This is a genomic window from Burkholderia sp. BCC1638 (assembly GCF_902833195.1).
In the GTDB taxonomy this organism is placed as follows: Bacteria; Pseudomonadota; Gammaproteobacteria; order Burkholderiales; family Burkholderiaceae; genus Burkholderia; species Burkholderia diffusa.
The window spans coordinates 63,873-80,681 of sequence record NZ_CADFEC010000027.1 but is presented as its reverse complement, the minus strand read 5'-3'; the positions used below and the strand labels follow the sequence as shown (position 1 = coordinate 80,681).

22 protein-coding genes are annotated in these 16,809 nt (G+C 67.3%); 16 read left to right on the top strand and 6 right to left on the bottom strand.

Annotated features, from left to right (window positions below):
- Positions 1-199: 199 nt before the first annotated feature.
- Positions 200-1,411 carry a crosslink repair DNA glycosylase YcaQ family protein gene (locus tag HWX22_RS25245; RefSeq protein ID WP_175911755.1) on the top strand — a complete coding sequence of 404 codons (1,212 nt, stop codon included), beginning with the start codon at positions 200-202 and terminating at the stop codon, positions 1,409-1,411.
- Positions 1,412-1,486: 75 nt separating this feature from the next.
- On the opposite strand, the gene HWX22_RS25240 is transcribed toward HWX22_RS25245, so the two are convergent.
- Entirely contained in the window at positions 1,487-1,705 is a 219-nt protein-coding gene (locus HWX22_RS25240) for a DUF1653 domain-containing protein (protein ID WP_006751720.1), read from the bottom strand.
- A 55-nt stretch (positions 1,706-1,760) separates the two neighbouring features.
- Entirely contained in the window at positions 1,761-2,204 is a 444-nt protein-coding gene (locus HWX22_RS25235) for a GNAT family N-acetyltransferase (protein ID WP_059685971.1), read from the bottom strand.
- 151 nt (positions 2,205-2,355) lie between these two features.
- Between HWX22_RS25235 and HWX22_RS25230 the strand changes: the two genes are divergently transcribed.
- A complete protein-coding gene (locus tag HWX22_RS25230) occupies positions 2,356-2,616 on the top strand; it encodes a type II toxin-antitoxin system prevent-host-death family antitoxin (RefSeq protein WP_059526792.1) in 261 nt (86 codons plus the stop codon).
- Entirely contained in the window at positions 2,613-2,879 is a 267-nt protein-coding gene (locus tag HWX22_RS25225; RefSeq protein ID WP_175916608.1) for a Txe/YoeB family addiction module toxin, read from the top strand. The genes HWX22_RS25230 and HWX22_RS25225 overlap by 4 nt, the downstream gene beginning before the upstream one ends.
- Positions 2,880-2,909: 30 nt before the next feature.
- Here the strand turns inward: HWX22_RS25225 and HWX22_RS25220 are convergent, their stop codons facing one another.
- Positions 2,910-3,095, bottom strand: coding sequence for a DUF4087 domain-containing protein (locus HWX22_RS25220; RefSeq protein WP_059526795.1), 186 nt, complete (start codon positions 3,093-3,095; stop codon positions 2,910-2,912).
- Between the two features lie 75 nt (positions 3,096-3,170).
- Between HWX22_RS25220 and HWX22_RS25215 the strand changes: the two genes are divergently transcribed.
- Together HWX22_RS25215 and HWX22_RS25210 are read left to right on the top strand one after the other, a co-directional pair.
- On the top strand, positions 3,171-3,794 hold the full coding sequence (locus HWX22_RS25215) for an HAD hydrolase-like protein (protein ID WP_175911757.1): 624 nt from the start codon (positions 3,171-3,173) through the stop codon (positions 3,792-3,794).
- 363 nt (positions 3,795-4,157) lie between these two features.
- Positions 4,158-4,739: a DUF4142 domain-containing protein gene (locus HWX22_RS25210; RefSeq protein ID WP_175916607.1), complete on the top strand. Its 582-nt coding sequence runs from the start codon at positions 4,158-4,160 to the stop codon at positions 4,737-4,739.
- A 100-nt stretch (positions 4,740-4,839) separates the two neighbouring features.
- On the opposite strand, the gene HWX22_RS25205 is transcribed toward HWX22_RS25210, so the two are convergent.
- The gene (locus HWX22_RS25205) at positions 4,840-5,445 is read right to left on the bottom strand and encodes a GNAT family protein (protein WP_175916606.1); all 606 of its coding nucleotides are present in this window, start codon (positions 5,443-5,445) and stop codon (positions 4,840-4,842) included.
- Positions 5,446-5,506: 61 nt separating this feature from the next.
- Positions 5,507-6,421, bottom strand: a complete 915-nt coding sequence (locus HWX22_RS25200; RefSeq protein ID WP_059819426.1) for a LysR family transcriptional regulator — start codon at positions 6,419-6,421, stop codon at positions 5,507-5,509.
- A gap of 109 nt (positions 6,422-6,530) precedes the next feature.
- Here HWX22_RS25200 and lysA point away from each other — a divergent pair, with 109 nt between their 5' ends.
- From lysA to HWX22_RS25165, 7 genes are all read left to right on the top strand, one after another.
- Positions 6,531-7,769: a diaminopimelate decarboxylase gene (gene lysA / locus HWX22_RS25195; protein WP_175916605.1), complete on the top strand. Its 1,239-nt coding sequence runs from the start codon at positions 6,531-6,533 to the stop codon at positions 7,767-7,769.
- 62 nt (positions 7,770-7,831) lie between these two features.
- Positions 7,832-8,179, top strand: coding sequence for a hypothetical protein (locus HWX22_RS25190; protein WP_175916604.1), 348 nt, complete (start codon positions 7,832-7,834; stop codon positions 8,177-8,179).
- Positions 8,180-8,318: 139 nt separating this feature from the next.
- Positions 8,319-9,119, top strand: coding sequence for a transporter substrate-binding domain-containing protein (locus HWX22_RS25185; protein WP_059819428.1), 801 nt, complete (start codon positions 8,319-8,321; stop codon positions 9,117-9,119).
- An 84-nt stretch (positions 9,120-9,203) separates the two neighbouring features.
- Entirely contained in the window at positions 9,204-9,863 is a 660-nt protein-coding gene (locus HWX22_RS25180; protein ID WP_059600099.1) for an amino acid ABC transporter permease, read from the top strand.
- A 43-nt stretch (positions 9,864-9,906) separates the two neighbouring features.
- The gene (locus tag HWX22_RS25175; protein ID WP_059468348.1) at positions 9,907-10,632 is read left to right on the top strand and encodes an amino acid ABC transporter ATP-binding protein; all 726 of its coding nucleotides are present in this window, start codon (positions 9,907-9,909) and stop codon (positions 10,630-10,632) included.
- Positions 10,633-10,681: 49 nt separating this feature from the next.
- A complete protein-coding gene (gene metC, locus HWX22_RS25170; RefSeq protein ID WP_175916603.1) occupies positions 10,682-11,869 on the top strand; it encodes a cystathionine beta-lyase in 1,188 nt (395 codons plus the stop codon).
- A 66-nt stretch (positions 11,870-11,935) separates the two neighbouring features.
- Entirely contained in the window at positions 11,936-12,280 is a 345-nt protein-coding gene (locus HWX22_RS25165; RefSeq protein ID WP_059819430.1) for a DUF3088 domain-containing protein, read from the top strand.
- A gap of 223 nt (positions 12,281-12,503) precedes the next feature.
- Here HWX22_RS25165 and HWX22_RS25160 read toward each other — a convergent pair whose 3' ends face one another.
- Positions 12,504-13,187, bottom strand: coding sequence for a response regulator transcription factor (locus HWX22_RS25160; RefSeq protein WP_059699106.1), 684 nt, complete (start codon positions 13,185-13,187; stop codon positions 12,504-12,506).
- A 283-nt stretch (positions 13,188-13,470) separates the two neighbouring features.
- Between HWX22_RS25160 and HWX22_RS25155 the strand changes: the two genes are divergently transcribed.
- The 4 genes from HWX22_RS25155 (at position 13,471) to HWX22_RS25140 (ending at position 16,769) form a co-directional block, all read left to right on the top strand.
- Positions 13,471-14,163 (top strand): DUF2589 domain-containing protein, encoded by a 693-nt coding sequence (locus HWX22_RS25155; RefSeq protein ID WP_059526817.1) that lies wholly within the window; start codon positions 13,471-13,473, stop codon positions 14,161-14,163.
- Between the two features lie 210 nt (positions 14,164-14,373).
- The gene (locus HWX22_RS25150; protein WP_244135282.1) at positions 14,374-15,054 is read left to right on the top strand and encodes a DUF2589 domain-containing protein; all 681 of its coding nucleotides are present in this window, start codon (positions 14,374-14,376) and stop codon (positions 15,052-15,054) included.
- Positions 15,038-15,484 carry a lysozyme gene (locus HWX22_RS25145; protein ID WP_059506658.1) on the top strand — a complete coding sequence of 149 codons (447 nt, stop codon included), beginning with the start codon at positions 15,038-15,040 and terminating at the stop codon, positions 15,482-15,484. The genes HWX22_RS25150 and HWX22_RS25145 overlap by 17 nt, the downstream gene beginning before the upstream one ends.
- A 169-nt stretch (positions 15,485-15,653) precedes the next feature.
- Positions 15,654-16,769 carry a poly(3-hydroxybutyrate) depolymerase gene (locus tag HWX22_RS25140; protein ID WP_175916602.1) on the top strand — a complete coding sequence of 372 codons (1,116 nt, stop codon included), beginning with the start codon at positions 15,654-15,656 and terminating at the stop codon, positions 16,767-16,769.
- Positions 16,770-16,809 lie beyond the last annotated feature (40 nt).

Sequence of the window (16,809 nt, the reverse complement as noted above, 5' to 3'; positions counted from 1 at the left end):
ACGCCCTTCACGGCTTCCCCTTCGCAACCGAGACTCCCCGTACCCTAAAATGCAGCTTCCTTTAACGACCATCCAGCTCCAAGTACTCCGCTCCCGCCAGGCTCCTTTTGGTTTTGGAAAGTACTCATGCATGCATCGCACACGTGCGCCGCTTTCGCGCTAAAGTGGTGCCCGACCGCCACCCTCAGCCGCCGTTCTGATGCTTACGCTCTCGCCCGCCGCCGCCCGCGCGCTGCATCTCGCCGCGCAGGGCCTGCTGACCCCGCCCCGCCGCAAGGCCACCAAGGCCGACGTGCTCGACACGATCCGCCGGATGGCGCAGTTGCAGATCGATACCATTCACGTCGTCGCGCGCAGCCCGTATCTCGTGCTGTTCAGCCGCCTCGGCGACTTCGCCCCGCAGTGGCTCGACGAGCATCTCGCCGAGGCGCGCCTGTTCGAATACTGGTCGCACGAGGCGTGCTTCCTGCCGATCGAGCAATTCGGGCTGATGCGCTACAAGATGCTCGATCCGTCGGGAATGGGCTGGAAATACGCGGCCGAATGGCACGAGCAGAATCGCGCGGACATCGACCGCATGCTCGCGCGGATTCGCGACGAAGGGCCGGTGCGGTCGGCGGATTTCATTCGCGAAGACGGCGCGAAGGGCAACGGATGGTGGGACCGCAAGCCCGAGAAAAAACACCTGGAGGTGCTGTTCACGACCGGCGACCTGATGGTGTCGGAACGCCGCAACTTTCAGCGGATCTACGACGTGCGCGAGCGCGTGCTGCCCGACTGGGACGATGCGCGCGACCTGCCGCCGCGCGACGCGGTGCTGCCCGCGCTGCTCGACTGCACGTGCCGCGCGCTCGGCATCGTGCGCGCGGACTGGGTGGCCGATTACTACCGGCTGCCGCGCCGTTCGTACCGCGCGGAGCTCGAGCGGCTCGCGGAGGCGGGCGAGCTGATTCCGGTGGAGATCGCGGACTGGAAGGAGCCCGCCTACGTGCATCGCTCGCTCGAGGCGCTGCTGCCGGCCGCCGCGGACGATACGCTGCGCTCGACCGTCACGACGCTGCTGTCGCCGTTCGATCCGGTGGTGTGGGACCGGCGGCGCGCGTCGACGCTATTCGGGTTCGACTACACGATCGAGTGCTATACGCCCGCGCACAAGCGGCGCTACGGCTATTTCTGCCTGCCGGTGCTGCATCGCGGCCGGCTGATCGGGCGCGTCGACGCGAAAGCGCATCGCGCGCTCGGCACGTTCGAATTGAAGGCGGTGCATGTCGAGCCGGGCGTGCGGTTCGGCACGGGGCTCGCGGCCGACGTCGCGAAGGCCGTGAAACGGCTGGCGGCGTGGCATGGCACGCCGGAGGTGACGGTCGCGCACGCGCCGCCCGAATTGTCGAAGGCGCTGGCCGGCGCGTAACGCCGGCGAAACGGCGACGCGCGTGCCGCTTGCGATTGCGCGGCGGCGCGCCCGTCTCCCGCCACCAGCCACGACTCAGTCGCGCAGCTTGCGAAAGCGCGGGGTGCCGTCCGGCAGGTTCTCGTTGAACATCGCTTCCGGACGCACCCACAGGCCGCGCGCATGCGGCCACAGATGCTCGTACACGACCACCGATTCCTCGGTTTCGGAATGACGGGCGACGCCGATGTAGCGATACAGCCCGCCCTTGTAGTGACGATGCGTGGCGAGTTGTTCGGCTTCCTGTTCGGTCATGATCTGTTTCCCTTCGGCAAAAACGAAAGCGCGTATTGTATGCGCTCGCCGCGCGTCAGCGTTTCGCGTAGATGTCGGGGCGGCGAATCTCCATCAGCCGCTCGGGATTCGCGGACGGCCCGAAGCCGACCGGCCGATACAGTTCGTGCGCGTCGGTCGTCACGAGCATGATGCGGCGCAGGCTCCGCACCATCGGCTGCGCGAATACGTGGTCGATCAGCGCGCGGCCATAGCCGTTGCCGCGGTCGGCCGGCAATACGAAGACGTCGCACAGGTACGCGAACGTCGCGTGGTCGGTCACGAGCCGCGCGAACCCGACGAGCCGGTCGCCCACATACGCGCCGAAGCACAGCGAGCCGTCGATCGCGCGCTCGACGACATCGCGCGGAATCCCCTGCGACCAGTACGCATCGCGATGCAGGAAATCGAAGATCGCGTCGATGTCGAGTTCGCGCTTGTCGGTGGAAAATCTCAGCGTGGCGGGAGTGGCTGCGGGCACGTCGGCTCTCCGGTCGGTCGGGGGCGGAGCAGCAACGATAGCGCGGTGCGGGGTGGGCGACAAGCGACGCCGAGCCGACATGTACAACAATCCGTACAGAAAATGCGCCCATGTTATACTTGTACAATTTCAAGTACAAGTTGAGCAAATCATGCGTACCATTCACTTTTCGGATGCCCGCGGCAATCTGAAGACGGTCATCGACCAGGTTGTCGACGACGCTGACGTGACGCTCATCACTCGTCGCGACGCGCCGAACGCAGTCATCATGTCGCAGGAATACTACGACAGCCTGATGGAGACAGTTCATCTGCTCCGCTCCCCGGCCAACGTCGCTCATCTCGAACGCTCGATCGCGCAACTGCGCAAGGGCAAGACGAAAGAGCACAAGCTGGCGGGGGACGATGAATGAGCGTACGCCGCGTGCTCTTTACTTCCGACGCGTGGGACGACTACGTTTATTGGCAAGGGCCGGACCGCAAGACACTCAAGCGCATCAACCAGCTCATTCGCGAAGCCCAACGGACGCCGTTCGAAGGCATCGGCAAACCTGAGCCGCTGAAGGCCAATCTGTCCGGGTTCTGGTCGCGCCGCATCGACGATACGAACCGTCTGGTCTATGAAGCGGACGATCTTCAGATCAGCATCGTGTCCTGCCGCTACCATTACGCGTAGTGCCAATCCCGCCTCCGTCCCCGCCGCCGCTTATGAAGCCGGCAACGCCCGATCGGTCTTGCAGCGCTTCAACGGGAGCGGCCGGGCCACCACGATCCGCGTCACCTCGCGGGTGCGCGGGTCGATTTCCAGGTCAAGGCATGCGCAGCCGTAACCGTGCATCCCCTCGTTGGTGACGACCCAGCCGCGCGACACCCCCGGCGTCTGCTCGACCATCCCGCCTCGCCCCGGGCACATCCGGCTCGATTCGGTGATATCGTCACCGGCTCCATGAACTCGCCGCATCGCTTCATGCCCTATCGACTCATCGCGTTCGACTTCGACGGCACGCTCGCCGATTCGCTCGACTGCTTTCTCGCGGCGCTGACGGAAGCGTCGCGCATGCACGGCTTTCGCGACGCGACGCCCGAACTGCGTCCGGCGCTGCGCGGCATGTCGGCGCGCGAGATCATCCGCGCGCTCGAGGTGCCGATGTGGAAAGTGCCGCGCGTGACGCTCGACATGCGCCGGCTGATGCGGCCGCGCATCGCGCACGTGAAGCTTTTTCCCGGCGTCGACACGACCTTCGACGCGCTCGCCGCGCGCGGCATCCGCATCGCGATCGCGACGTCGAACAGCGAGGACATCGTCCGTGACCGGCTCGGCCCGCATGCGAGCCGATGCGTCGATACGTTCGCGTGCGGCATTCCGCTGTTCGGCAAGGCACGCCGGCTGCGCGCGCTCGTGCGCGAAGCGGGCATGCAGCCCGACGACGTGCTGTATGTCGGCGACGAAATCCGCGACGCCGACGCGGCACGCCGCGCGCGGATCGCCTTCCAGGGCGTCGCATGGGGTTACACAGCCGCCGATGCGTTGCAGGCGCATTGCGCGACGCCGTTGCTGCCGCATCTCGACGCATTGCTCGATCGCGTGTAAGGACGCATCGCGCGTTCGATGCGACGCGTCTCGTCGCGAAATAATCGACGCGTTTCCTGCGCAAGACGATGAAACGCCGATGACACGCGCACGCAAAAATTGCCGCCACGATGCGCGCGACAGGTACGCCCTACCTGCCCGCTCACGCCCGCACCGATTCGTCTTACCATCCGTTACACAAACCACAGCGCGGTTGCACCTGCTACCTGAGCGCTCTCCTAGAATCAGTCGGGCCGGGAAACATTTCGAACGCCGCCGCGGCAGAGCGGCCATCGAATCCGGCCCGGGCGCGCCCGGTCTCTCGCACAGCTGCGGATCATCCGATCCGCCCGTTAATCAGAGCCCCGATAGAAAGGAGGTCCCATGAACCGCTTTCCCCACATCTCGCGCCTTGCATTGTCTGCCGCTGGCCTGCTTCTCGTCGCCGTGACGGCGACCGCGCAAACCGCGCAACCGGCGCCGTCCGCACCGGCCGCACCGGCCGCCGCCACGCAAACGCGCATCCACGAAGCCGACCAGGCTTTCATCACCGACGGCACGAAGACCGTGTCGACGCAGCACGACGCCGCGCGCATCGCCAATTCGCGCACGTCGGACAGCCAGGTGAAGGCGTTCGCGCAGCGCGTGTCGACCGACGATGAGAAGATCATCCAGGCGATGCGCGCGGCCAGCCCGCGCGGCGTCGACGTGCCGGCCAACGATCCCGACACGGCCGTGCTGGACAGCATCAAGAACCTGCGCGGCGCGGAATTCGACAAGGCATACATCGAGCAAGTCGCGCTCGCCGGCCAGCAAAAGACGATCTCGGCATTCCAGGCTGAAATCGCTTCGGGCCGCGACACGAAGCTGAAGGAAGTCGCACGTCAGGCGCTGCCGATCCTGCAGGCGCACTACGCGGACGCGCAGAAGCTTGCGCAGCGTCACCACCTCGCATCGGCGCAGTAACGCGATGTCCCGCCGCGCATCGCGCGCGGCGCCCCGCTTCCCCCCTCGTCGCGTCGCCGTCCCCTTCCGGCGGCGCGACGCCAGCGGCACCCGGTTCGCGTCAAGTCGCGAGCTTCGCCCGCAACCGCTCGCGCACGTCGGGCCATTCGTCGTCGATGATGCTGAAGCGCACCGAATTGCGCTTGCGGCCGTCGGGCATGATCCGCTCGTGTCGCACGATCCCTTCCTGCTTCGCGCCGAGCCGCAGAATCGCCGCGCGTGACTTCTCGTTCAGTTCGTCGGTCGTGAACTGCACGCGCACGCAGTGCAGCGCGTCGAACGCGTACGAGAGCAGCAGCCATTTCGCTTCGGTATTCGCGCGCGTGCGCTGCGCCGATTCGCTCAGCCACGTATGACCGATCTCGAGCTTGCGATTCTTGCGGTCGATCTTCCAGAAACGCGTGCTGCCGATCGCGCGGCCCGACGCGCGATCGACGATCACGAACGGCATCACGGTGCCGGCCGCGCGACCTTGCAGCGCCGTGTCGATATAGGCGTCGACCGTGTCCTCGCCCGGCACGACTGTGACCTTCAGATTCCACAACCGGCCGTCCGCCGCCGCATCGAGCAGCGCCTGCCGGTCGGATGCCTCGAGCGGCCGCAGTACGATGCGCTCGCCGGCAAGCGTCGGTTGTTCGAGTTCGAGGGAAGATGAAGCGTCGGTCATGACGGGTTGCGTTTCCATGAAGATGACGAGGAGGCTGACCCAGCGCGCAGCGAAACGCCCATCATACGGGCAGCGCGGCGAGCCGTTGGCGAATCGCGTGCGCTTCGCCGCGCAGCGCATCGGCGAATGCGTCGACGAGCAGGCTCTTCGGCCGGTGCTCGGGCACGATCACGCTGACGCGATACGGAAACGAGCGCGTGAGCGGCCGCACGTGCAGGTCGCGCCCGACGAAATCGAGCGCGGTCAGCGGGTTGACGATCGCGGCGCCGAGCCCCTGCCGCACGAACGCGCACACCGACACGGCCGACGGCGTCTCGATGACGGAACGCGGCGCGACGCCGAGCTGCGCGAACGCCTCGTCGATCAGGATCCGGTACGGGTCGTTCAGCGACAGGCTCACGAACGGGCGATCGGCGAGATCCGCGAGATCGATCGCGCGCTGCGCGAGCAGCGGATGGCCGTCCGGCAGCACGCATACCTCGTCGACTTCGAGCAATGGCGTGAGAACCGTGCCGGCCGGCGCGATGTCGTGTTCGGTCAGCCCGAGATCGTAGCGCTGCGCGGTCAGCCACTCCTCGAGCACCGGCGACTCCTGCGTCGCGACCGACACGCTGACGCCCGCATGCGCGTCATGGAAACGCCGGCAGGCGCCGGGCAGGATCGCGTGCGAAAACGCCGGTAGCGCGATCACCGACAACTGCCCGTCGCGAAACTCGCGCAGCCGCGCGGCCGTCGCCGCGACGCGCTCGAGCCCCACATACGCGAGCCGCACGTCGTCGAACAGCGTCAGCGCGGCCATCGTCGGCCGCAAGCGCCCATGCGAGCGCTCGAACAGCGCGAAACCGATCACCTGCTCCATGCGCGCGAGCTCGCGGCTGATCGTCGGCTGCGACGTATAGAGCATCTCGGCCGCACGCGTCGTGCTGCCGGTGACCATCAGCGCGCGGAAGACCTCGATGTGCCGGTGTGTAAGCATGAGCGCCTATATCAGAAATGAATCGAATCTCTAAAAACAGGCATTTTACTGTATAGCCGTTCAGGCGCATCATTCACGCTATCCGTTCATTCGATCCGATTCTTCCGCCATGTCCCTCGATTCCCGCCAGCTCGCGGCGCTCGCGCAGCAATACGGCACCCCGCTGTGGGTGTACGACGCCGACGTCATCCGCGATCGCATCGCCCAACTGCGCCAGTTCGACGTGATCCGCTATGCGCAGAAGGCGAACTCGAACCTGCATATCCTGAAGCTGATGCGCGACGAAGGCGCGTGCGTCGACGCCGTGTCGCTCGGCGAGATCGAGCGCAGCCTTGCGGCCGGATTCAGTCCGGCAGGCGAACCGGAAGGCGTCGTATTCACGGCCGACCTGATCGACCGCCCGACGCTCGCGGCCGTGCTGAAGCACCGCGTGACCGTGAACGCCGGCTCGCTCGACATGCTCGCGCGCGTCGGCGAGCATGCGCCCGGCCATCGCGTATGGCTGCGCGTGAATCCCGGCTTCGGCCACGGCCACAGCAACAAGACCAACACCGGCGGCCCGCAAAGCAAGCACGGCATCTGGATCGACGACGTGCCGCGCGCGATCGAGATCGTGCGCCAGTACGGGCTGAAGCTGGTCGGCATCCACATGCATATCGGCTCGGGCGTCGACTACGGCCATCTGTCGCAGGTGTGCGACGCGATGGTCGACCTCGTCACGTCGCTCGGCCACGACATCGAAGCGATCTCCGCAGGCGGCGGGCTGTCGATTCCGTATCGCGACGGCGAGCCGCGCGTCGACGTCGGCCACTACTTCAGCCAGTGGGACGCCGCGCGCAAGCGGATCGAACGGCATCTCGGCCACGCGGTGCGCATCGAGATCGAACCGGGCCGCTTCCTCGTCGCGGAAGCCGGCACGCTCGTCACCGAAGTGCAGGCCGTGAACCGCCGGCCGAAGCACGACTTCATGCTGATCGACGCGGGCTTCAACGACCTGATGCGTCCGTCGATGTACGGCAGCTACCACGCGGTGTCCGTGCACGCGCACGACGGCGCGCTGCCCGCCGGCCGGCCGCTCGTCGACATCGCGATCGCAGGGCCGCTGTGCGAGTCCGGCGACGTGTTCACGCAGGACGCGGGCGGTGTGGTCACGCACCGCAAGCTCCCGCAGCCGCAGATCGGCGACCTGCTGTTCCTGCACGACGCGGGCGCATACGGCGCATCGATGTCCTCGAACTACAACAGCCGGCCGCTCGCGCCGGAAGTGCTCGTCGATCGCGGCACGCCGCGGCTGATCCGCCGCCGGCAGACGATCGACGAACTGCTTGCGCTCGAAACGTTCGAGTAACACGCGCATTCGCGCCGCGTTCGACGAACCGGACGCCAACGGCCAGGCTTGCCGCTACCGGCATGCCTGGCCGTTTTGTTTTTCGGCGGTTGCCCTCGGGGCAACCGCTCGACTACGCCGTAGCACCCGATGCTGCGCACCCCGTGCAACCGCAGCAGATCGCTTGCATCGTGTTCCATGCACGGAGAAAAACTTTCCATGCCACGTGGAAAGTCCATGCATTTTTGGAAGCACTTTCCTTTTTGACAAAACTAAGATTGCCCTCAGTCGTTCAGCATTTGCGTCACCCGACACGCGTCGACGATGCAGCCGATCTACCCCACTCGCAAGCCGCACGGGCACTCATGAACACGATGCTTGAATTCTTCGCCGCGCACCGCTACGCCACCGTGCGCGAACGCATGCCGTAACGCCTAGCGGCACACGGCTCGCGCCGTCTCTCGCCGCACTGTTTCCCGCTTTCCGCCCACGGCGACGCCGCCCGTCGCCGCGGACGCGCTCACCCTGAATTTTCGACAACGACGTTTCGACAACAACCCGGAGACAACCATGAAGCCCTTCACCCCGACGCTCAAGCAAGGCCTTGCTGCCGCCCTCCTCTGCGTGGTGGCCACGGCATCGCACGCGGCGGACCTGCTCGACACCGTCAAGCAGGCCGGCGTGCTGAAGATCGCGCTCGAAGGCACCTACCCGCCGTTCGACTACCGCAATGCCGAAGGACAACTCGAAGGGTTCGACGTCGACGTCGCGAAGGCGGTCGCCGCGCGGCTCGGCGTGAAGCCGCAGTTCGTCACGACCGAATGGAGCGGGATTCTCGCGGGGCTGCAGGCCGGCAAGTTCGACGTGATCGTCAACCAGGTCGCCATCACGCCGTCGCGTCAGCAGGCGCTCGACTTCAGCATGCCGTATGTGTATTCGTCCGCGCAGCTTCTGCAGCGCCAGAACGACACGCGTGCGTTCAAGTCGCTCGACGAGCTGAAGGGCAAGAAGGTCGGCGTGACGATGGGCAGCAACTACGTCGATCTCGTGAAGACCGTGCCCGCGATCGATCTGCAGGTCTATCCGGGCACACCGGAAAACCTGCGCGACCTCGCGGCGGGGCGTATCGACGCGGCGGTCAACGATCGCCTGATGCTGAGCTATCTGATCAAGAACTCGCACCTGCCGCTGCGCCCCGGTTCCGTGCTCGCCGGCGGCGAGGACCGGATGGGGATCCCGTTCCGCAAGGGCAACCCGAAGTTCGCGAAGGCGATCGACGACGCTGTCGCGTCGCTGCAGCAGGACGGCACGCTGAAGAAAATCTCGATGCAGTGGTTCGGCTCGGACACGACGAAACCGATCGCGCAATAACACAGCCGTCACGTGCCCGCGCGCATGCACGCGCGGGCCTGCCGCCATCTCGGCGGCACACGACACACAATCAGGAGACACGCGATGGAAGCACTCGATCTGGTCATTCAAACGCTGCCCGTGATGGTGAAGGGCGCGCTGCTCACGCTGAAGTTCGCGGTGGCGTCGATGGCCCTCGGCCTCGTCGTCGGGCTCGTGGTCGCGATCATGCGGATCGGCAGCAACCGGCTCGCGTCCGGTCTCGCGCAGGGCTACGTCAGCCTGATGCGCGGCACGCCGCTCCTCGTGCAGATGTTCGTCGTCTACTACGGGCTGCCCGATCTCGGCATCACGCTCGACCCGACGACCGCCGGCATCTTCACGCTGACGCTCAACGCCGGTGCGTACCTGTCGGAAAGCATGCGCGGCGCGATCCTCGGCATCGGCCGCGGACAATGGGCGGCCGCGCACAGCCTCGGCCTCACGCACGTGCAGACGCTGCGCTACATCGTCTGCCCGCAGGCGCTGCGCCTCGCGGTGCCGAGCCTCGGCAACACGCTGATCAGCCTGATCAAGGACACGTCGCTCGTGTCCGTCATCACCGTCACCGAGCTGCTGCGCTCGACGCAGGAAGTGATCGCCGCGACGTTCCAGCCGCTGCCGCTGTACCTCGCGGCCGCCGCGATCTACTGGGTGCTGAGCACGCTGCTCACGCGACTGCAGGGCCGCGTCGAGACGCGCCTCTCGCTGCCGTCCACGCATTGAGCATGCGCACCTCGTTCAACCCGAACCTCAATCACGGACAACCATGATTACGCTCGACAACGTTTCCAAGTGGTATGGCAAGCATCAGGTCCTTTCCGAATGCAGCGCGGCGGTATCGAAAGGCGAAGTGGTCGTCGTCTGCGGGCCGTCGGGCTCCGGCAAGTCGACGCTGATCAAGACGATCAACGGCCTCGAGCCGTTCCAGAAAGGCAGCATCGTCGTCGACGGAATGCGGCTCGGCGATCCCGCCGCGAAACTCGCGCAATTGCGCGCACGCGTCGGCATGGTGTTCCAGCATTTCGAGCTGTTCCCGCACCTGTCGATCACCGACAACCTGACGCTCGCGCAGGTCAAGGTGCTCGGCCGCCGCAAGGACGAAGCGATCGAGAATGCGATGAAGCTGCTCGATCGCGTCGGCCTGAGGGCGCATGCGCACAAGTATCCGGGGCAGTTGTCGGGCGGGCAGCAGCAACGCGTCGCGATTGCACGCGCGCTGTCGATGAACCCCGTCGCGATGCTGTTCGACGAGCCGACCTCCGCGCTCGATCCCGAGATGATCAACGAAGTGCTCGACGTGATGGTCGAGCTCGCGCGCGACGGCATGACGATGGTGTGCGTCACGCACGAAATGGGCTTCGCGAGGAAGGTCGCGCATCGCGTGATCTTCATGGACCAGGGCGCGGTGGTCGAGGACGCGGCGAGCGAGGCATTCTTCGCCGCGCCGCGCTCCGAACGCGCGCGCGACTTCCTCGACAAGATCCTGCACTGACCGCGCGACGGCTTCGCTCCGATTTGACCGACTTTCAAAGGACGACATCTTGAACCAACCGCACTCGACCGACACCCTGCTCGCTCACGAAGGCCGCGCGCACGGCCAGCCCGGCTCGCCGGTGAACCCGCCCGTGTATCGCCAGTCGACGCTGCTCTTTCACGGCACCGACGCGCTCGACGCGGTGCGCGGCACGCCGCTCGCGTACGGACGCCACGGCAGCCCGACCACGCGGGCGCTCGAAAAGGCGCTCGCGCGCCTCGAAGGCGCGCACGCCGCGCTGCTCACGCCGAGCGGGCTCAGCGCGATCACGACCGCGCTGCTCGCGGTGCTGAACCCCGGCGACCATCTGCTGATGGCCGACTCGGTGTACGACCCGACCCGCTCGTTCTGCGACGAGACGCTCGCGCGCCTCGGCATCGAGACGACCTATTACGATCCGTCGATCGGCGCCGGCATCGCGTCGCTGATGCGGCCGAACACGCGCGCGGTCTTTACCGAATCGCCGGGCTCGCTGACCTTCGAGGTGCAGGACATTCCCGCGATCTGCCGCGTCGCGCACCAGCACGATGCGGTCGTGCTGCTCGACAACACGTGGGGCACGCCGCTGAATTTCCGCTCGTTCTCGCATGGTGTCGACGTGTCGATTCACGCGGCGACCAAGTACATCGCCGGGCACTCCGACGTGCTGATGGGCGTGATCCTGACAACCGAGGCGCTCGCGCAGAAGGTCACGCGCTGCTACCGGCAGCTCGGCATGACCGTCAGCGGCGACGATGCATATCTCGCGCTACGCGGGCTGCGCACGCTGTCGGTACGCCTCGAACGCCACCAGCGCAACGCGCACGTGCTGACCGAATGGCTCGCGCGGCAGCCGGAAGTCGCGCAGATCCTGTATCCGGCCCGGCCGGGCGATGCCGGCCACGCGCTGTGGCAGCGCGACTTCACGGGCGCGTGCGGCTTGTTCGGCCTGGTGCTGCATCCGCAGCCCGACGATGCCGTGCGCGCACTGCTCGACGGCATGACGTGCTTCGGCATGGGCTACAGCTGGGGCGGCTTCGAAAGCCTGATCATCCCGTCGAATCCGTCGCGCCACCGTACCGCGACGCAATGGCTGGCGGCCGGCCCGCTGCTGCGCATCCACGCAGGGCTCGAGCATCCGGACGACATGATCGCCGACCTCGACGCCGGTTTCGCGAGAATGCGTGCCGCCGCGGCCGCACTCGCGGAAGCCTGAAATCCGGCACGTCACAAGCATCCCGTTTTTCTTCAACGTTCGACCACCACTGATAGCGAGGCCATCATGAAAGATACGCTGTTCATTCTCCGCCCGGGTTTCTTCAAGGACTCCGAAGGTCCGTTCTACTGCGGCGACTCGGTTGCCGTCGAAGGACTACTGAGCTTCTACCCGCAGTTGCGCGACGCCGTCGCGGTCGAGTACGTCGACGCGCCGCGGCCGCGCCAGCCGATCGTCGCGCTGATCGGCGAAGACAACCAGTCCGCGCCGGTGCTCGTGCTGGGCGACGGGCAGGCGCCGAAGGACGACGCGGTCGGGATTCGCGAACACAACGGCCGCCGCTTCATCGATTCGCCGGCCGATATCCGGCGCTACCTGTCCTCGCAATACGGCGTCGCGCACGTCGCGTAAGCACGCCGGCGCCCGTTGTCGACGGGCGCCGCCAAACGGGACGCGCGGCCTGCGCGGCCCGTTCCCCGTTCCCCCCACGCACGCCGCCGCGCGCGTGCGATGTACTCGGCCACGCGGCTCGCCGCTACCGATGGCCGCCCGGGCACCCCGCCTCCGGCCGTATGGACTTCAACGCGACGCGACACCGGATGCTGGCACACACCTGGGCCCGCCGCGACCGGCATCACCCCGGCGAACTGCAGACGGGCGCGAACGCAAATGCCGCCGGCTCGGACGGCACGTGGCGCGCGAGCCACAATGCGGCCTCGGTCCGGTTGCTCACGCCGATCTGGCGGAACAGCGCATACAGATGGTTCTTGATCGTGCCCTCCGCGACATTCAGTACACGGCAGATCTGCTTGTTCGACTTGCCTTCGGCCAGCAGCCGCAGCACCTCGCGCTGGCGCGGCGTCAGACGCTCGAATGCGCGATCGTCCCCGGCCGGCGCGCCGCCCGGGCGCGCCTGCGTCGCGCCGCCGTCGTTCGGCGGCACGTAGATCGCGCCGGCCGCGACCCGGCCGAGCGCGTCCGCGAACTCGTCGGCGCTCGCGTGCCGGTCGATGATGCCGGCCGCTCCCGCCAGCAGCGCATCGGCAATCGTGCGGCGGCACACGGCGGCCACCACGCACAGCCACGGCGCGCCGGCGAACGTCTCGTTCAGCACGCTCGGCCAGCTCGGCCGCGCGGCCTGCTCGCCGCATTCGATCGTGATCGCCTCGACCGTCCCGGGCAGCAACGCGTCGCGCAAGCGCAAAACGTCCTCGGGACGGCGGGCCGACCATACGTGCCAGTCGACATCGCGTTTACACAGTACGTCCGCCACGCCCGCGACGAATAACGGCGGGCTATCGATCATCAGAACGTTCATTGCGCGGTTTCCTCGAAATCGGGATGCTCGGTTTAGGTTTTTTTGCTTCCCTACCCGGCGTTTTTTTTACCGCTGTTTTACCCGCCGCGCACTAGGCCCGTCGCTCCGTGACGAATGGCCTAATTCATCCACGCCCCAACCCGCCGCGCATACCGATACCCGCCGCGGGCCGGCCAGGGCCGCCGGACGTGACGGACGTCATATTTGGTAAACGTCTTCAATTTCCTAACGTGAATAAAGACAACGAATTTCCGTTGTCTTCAACACGAAGAGGAGTTTATTCATGGACGCGAATTTCATCGGCTCAGTGATTAACGCTTTACCCATGGACCAAATGATCGCCGGCCCGTTAAAGGCGATGATCAGCGCGCAGACGCAGGCCGCGAAGAGCTACGCGGATTTCCTGATGCAGGTCTGCATCCAGGGCGGCAAGGCCGTGGCCGTCCAGTTCGACTACGACGAGACGCTGGTGGACGAAAGCGGCGTGTCGAAGGGCGTCGTGCAGAAGACGATGCGCATCCCGCTGCTCGCGGCGATCGTCCACCCGATCATCGCGATCGAGGAAGGCACGATCGACTTTGAGATGGAGATCACGCAATCGGAGAAGTCGTCGTCGTCGACCGAGGCCGGCGGCGAATTCCAGGCGAAGTTCGGCTGGGGGCCGATCAGCGTCAGCGTGTCCGGGCGCGTGTCGCACAAGGCGGAGCAGACGCGCAGCACCGACACGCGCGCGAAATATTCGATCCATACGCAGGTGAAGCGCCAGTCGCCGCCCGAAGCGCTGATGCGCGTGATCGACTTCCTGACCGAAGCCGCGACCAAGCCGGTCGTCACGGAAGGCAACGCGAAGGCCGTGAAGCCGCTGCCGGCGACGCCGACCGACGGCAAGCTGGTCGGCGATGCGTCGGGCGCGGGCGGTAGCGCGGCCGCGCCTGCCGGCGCCGGTGCGGATGCCCAGCAGCCGGCGCACGCGTAAGCGCGCGGGCCGGCCATGTTCAGGCTCTTCAGACGGTCTCGCCGCGCGGGCGGCGGGCGGGACGACGGGGATACGCGTCCGGGCGGCCGCGCCGCCCGAGGGGAACCGGACGGGCCGGTCCCGCCGCCGGCCGAGGCAGCGGCCGGCACTGCCGGGACGGTCGCGGGCACCGCCGCGCCGGCGGCGGTAACCGCCGATCCGGCGCGCCACGTGCCGCCCGACGCCTCCGGTTCGCCGGCCGGGGCCGCACCGGGCACGCACGACGCACCGGGCGCCGTGCCCGGCGCGTCCGCCGGCGGCGTGCCTCCCGCTCCGCCCGCCCCACCGGCGCCGCCCGGGACGCCTGCCGACGACGAGCGCCCGCCGCCACGCGGCATCGCGCTCGACGAAATCGCGCGCGGGATGCAGCACGCGGCAGCCGCCGCGAACCAACTGCTTGCGCACCAGTACACGGCCGTGCTCGACCAGTTCTTCGACCTGCGCGACGACGGCCTGCTCGCGCCACGCGAGGTCACGGTCGCGCTCGACGCGGAGCACACGATGCCGGTGCCGCTCGTCGCGCTCGCCACGCCGCGCGGGCTCGCGCTCGACCGGATGATCGTGCACCTGACCGTGCGCGGCGACTTCACCGAGGCGTTGCCGGCCGGCGGCGTCGCGGGCGACGACGACCAGCGCAGCCGCTTCTACGTGACGTTCGCGCCGCGCTCCGGGAAGAAGGACGCACAGGGCAACGCGCGGCAGCGCGACACCGAGCACATCGACATCGAAATGCAGTTCGCGGCGCTGCCGCCGCCCGAAGCAATCATGCGCGTGATCGACGAATACACGCATCGCCTGGTGCCGCGCGCACGGCCGGGCAGCAAGGAGAACGACGATGGCGAACCAGCCTGAACACACCGGTGAGCAAGGCATCGCGCTGATCAAGCAGTTCGAGGGGCTGCGGCTCGCGCGCTATCTCGACGCGGTCGGCAAGCCGACGATCGGCTACGGGCACCTGATCCTGCCGAACGAGCGCTTCACGCGACCGCTCACGCCGGCCGAAGCCGAGGCGTTGTTGCGGCGCGACCTGCGCGGCGCCGAGCTGAACCTGCGCAAGCTGCTGCGCGTGCCGGTCACGCAGCAGCAGTTCGATGCGCTGATGTCGTTCGTCTTCAATCTCGGCGCGGGACGGCTGCGCTCGTCGACGCTGCTGCGCTATCTGAACGCCGGCGCGAGCGCGCGCGCGGCCGACCAGTTCCTCGTCTGGAACAAGGCCGGCGGCAAGCCGCTCGCGGGGCTCACGAAGCGCCGCCAGGCCGAGCGCGCGCTGTTCCTGTCGTGAGCGACGGGACACCGCACCGGCCGAACGTCACGGGTCGCCGCGCATGTCGTTCGCGCCATTTCGCCTGTCGTCGGCTGCCCGTAAGCTGAAACCGTCGCTGAAATCTTGCCGCATCCGTTCCAGCCGTTCGTCATTCGCCATTCGTTACTCGTCACGACAGGAGCCCCGCATGAAGATCACTCGCTCGCCCGGCCGCACGACGTCACCGCATTTCACCGTTGCGCGCACGCTGCGCCGCGTGCTCGGCGCCGCATGCGTTGCCGTCGCCGCCGTGGCGACGGTCGCGCCGCACGCCGTCGCCGCCTCCGCCGATCCGCTGCCCGCATATGGCGCCGACCTCTCGCGCACGTCGGTATCGGGGCTGTCGTCCGGCGGCTTCATGGCCGCGCAGTTCGACGTCGCGTTCTCGAGCCGGCTGATCGGCGCGGGCATCGTCGCGGGCGGCCCGTTCTACTGCGCGGGCGTGAACGCGCTGATCCCGCCGGCGGTGGCCGCGACCACGCTGTGCATGCAGCCGATCGGCCCCGCGCCATCCGCGGCCGATGCCTGGCGCGCCGCGCGCATGTTCGCGCAGCGCGGCGAGATCGACGATCCGGCCGCGCTGCGCGGTCAGCGCATCTACGTGTTCAGCGGCGCGAAGGATACGGTGGTGTCGACGCGCGTCGTCGACCAGACCGCGCGCTTCTATACGCTCGCACAGGTCCCGGCCGCGAACCTTCAGTACCGCAAATCGCCGGACGCCGGCCATGCGTTCATCACGAACCGCCCCGAAGACAACGCATGCAGTGCGAACGCGAGCCCGTATATCGACAACTGCGACTTCCAGCAGGCGCACGACATCGTGCGCTGGATCTACGGCACACCCGACAAGCCGCTCAATCCGCCGGCCGCCCAGGCAGGCGGCAAGCTGCTGAAGTTCGATCAGCGCGCGTTCGATCCGCAGCGCGGCGCGTCGCTCGGCGACACGGGTTACGCATACGTGCCAGCCGACTGCGAGCGCGTGGCCTGCGCGGTGCACGTGGTGTTCCACGGCTGCGTGCAGAACGTCGCGGCCGTCGGCGAGAAGATGATTCGCGGCGTCGGCTACAACGAGATCGCCGACACGAACCGGCTGATCGTGCTCTATCCGCAGGTCGAGAAATCGGCCGTCAATCCGCTCGGCTGCTGGGATTTCTGGGGCTATACGAGCACCGATCCGCTCAATCCCGGCTTCTACCGCCGCGACGCGCCGCAGATGGCCGCCGTGATGCGGATGGTGCAGCGCCTCGGCGCCGCGCGTCAGTAACCCGCGTACCGGCCGCCGTCACGCCGTCCCCCCCCTTCAT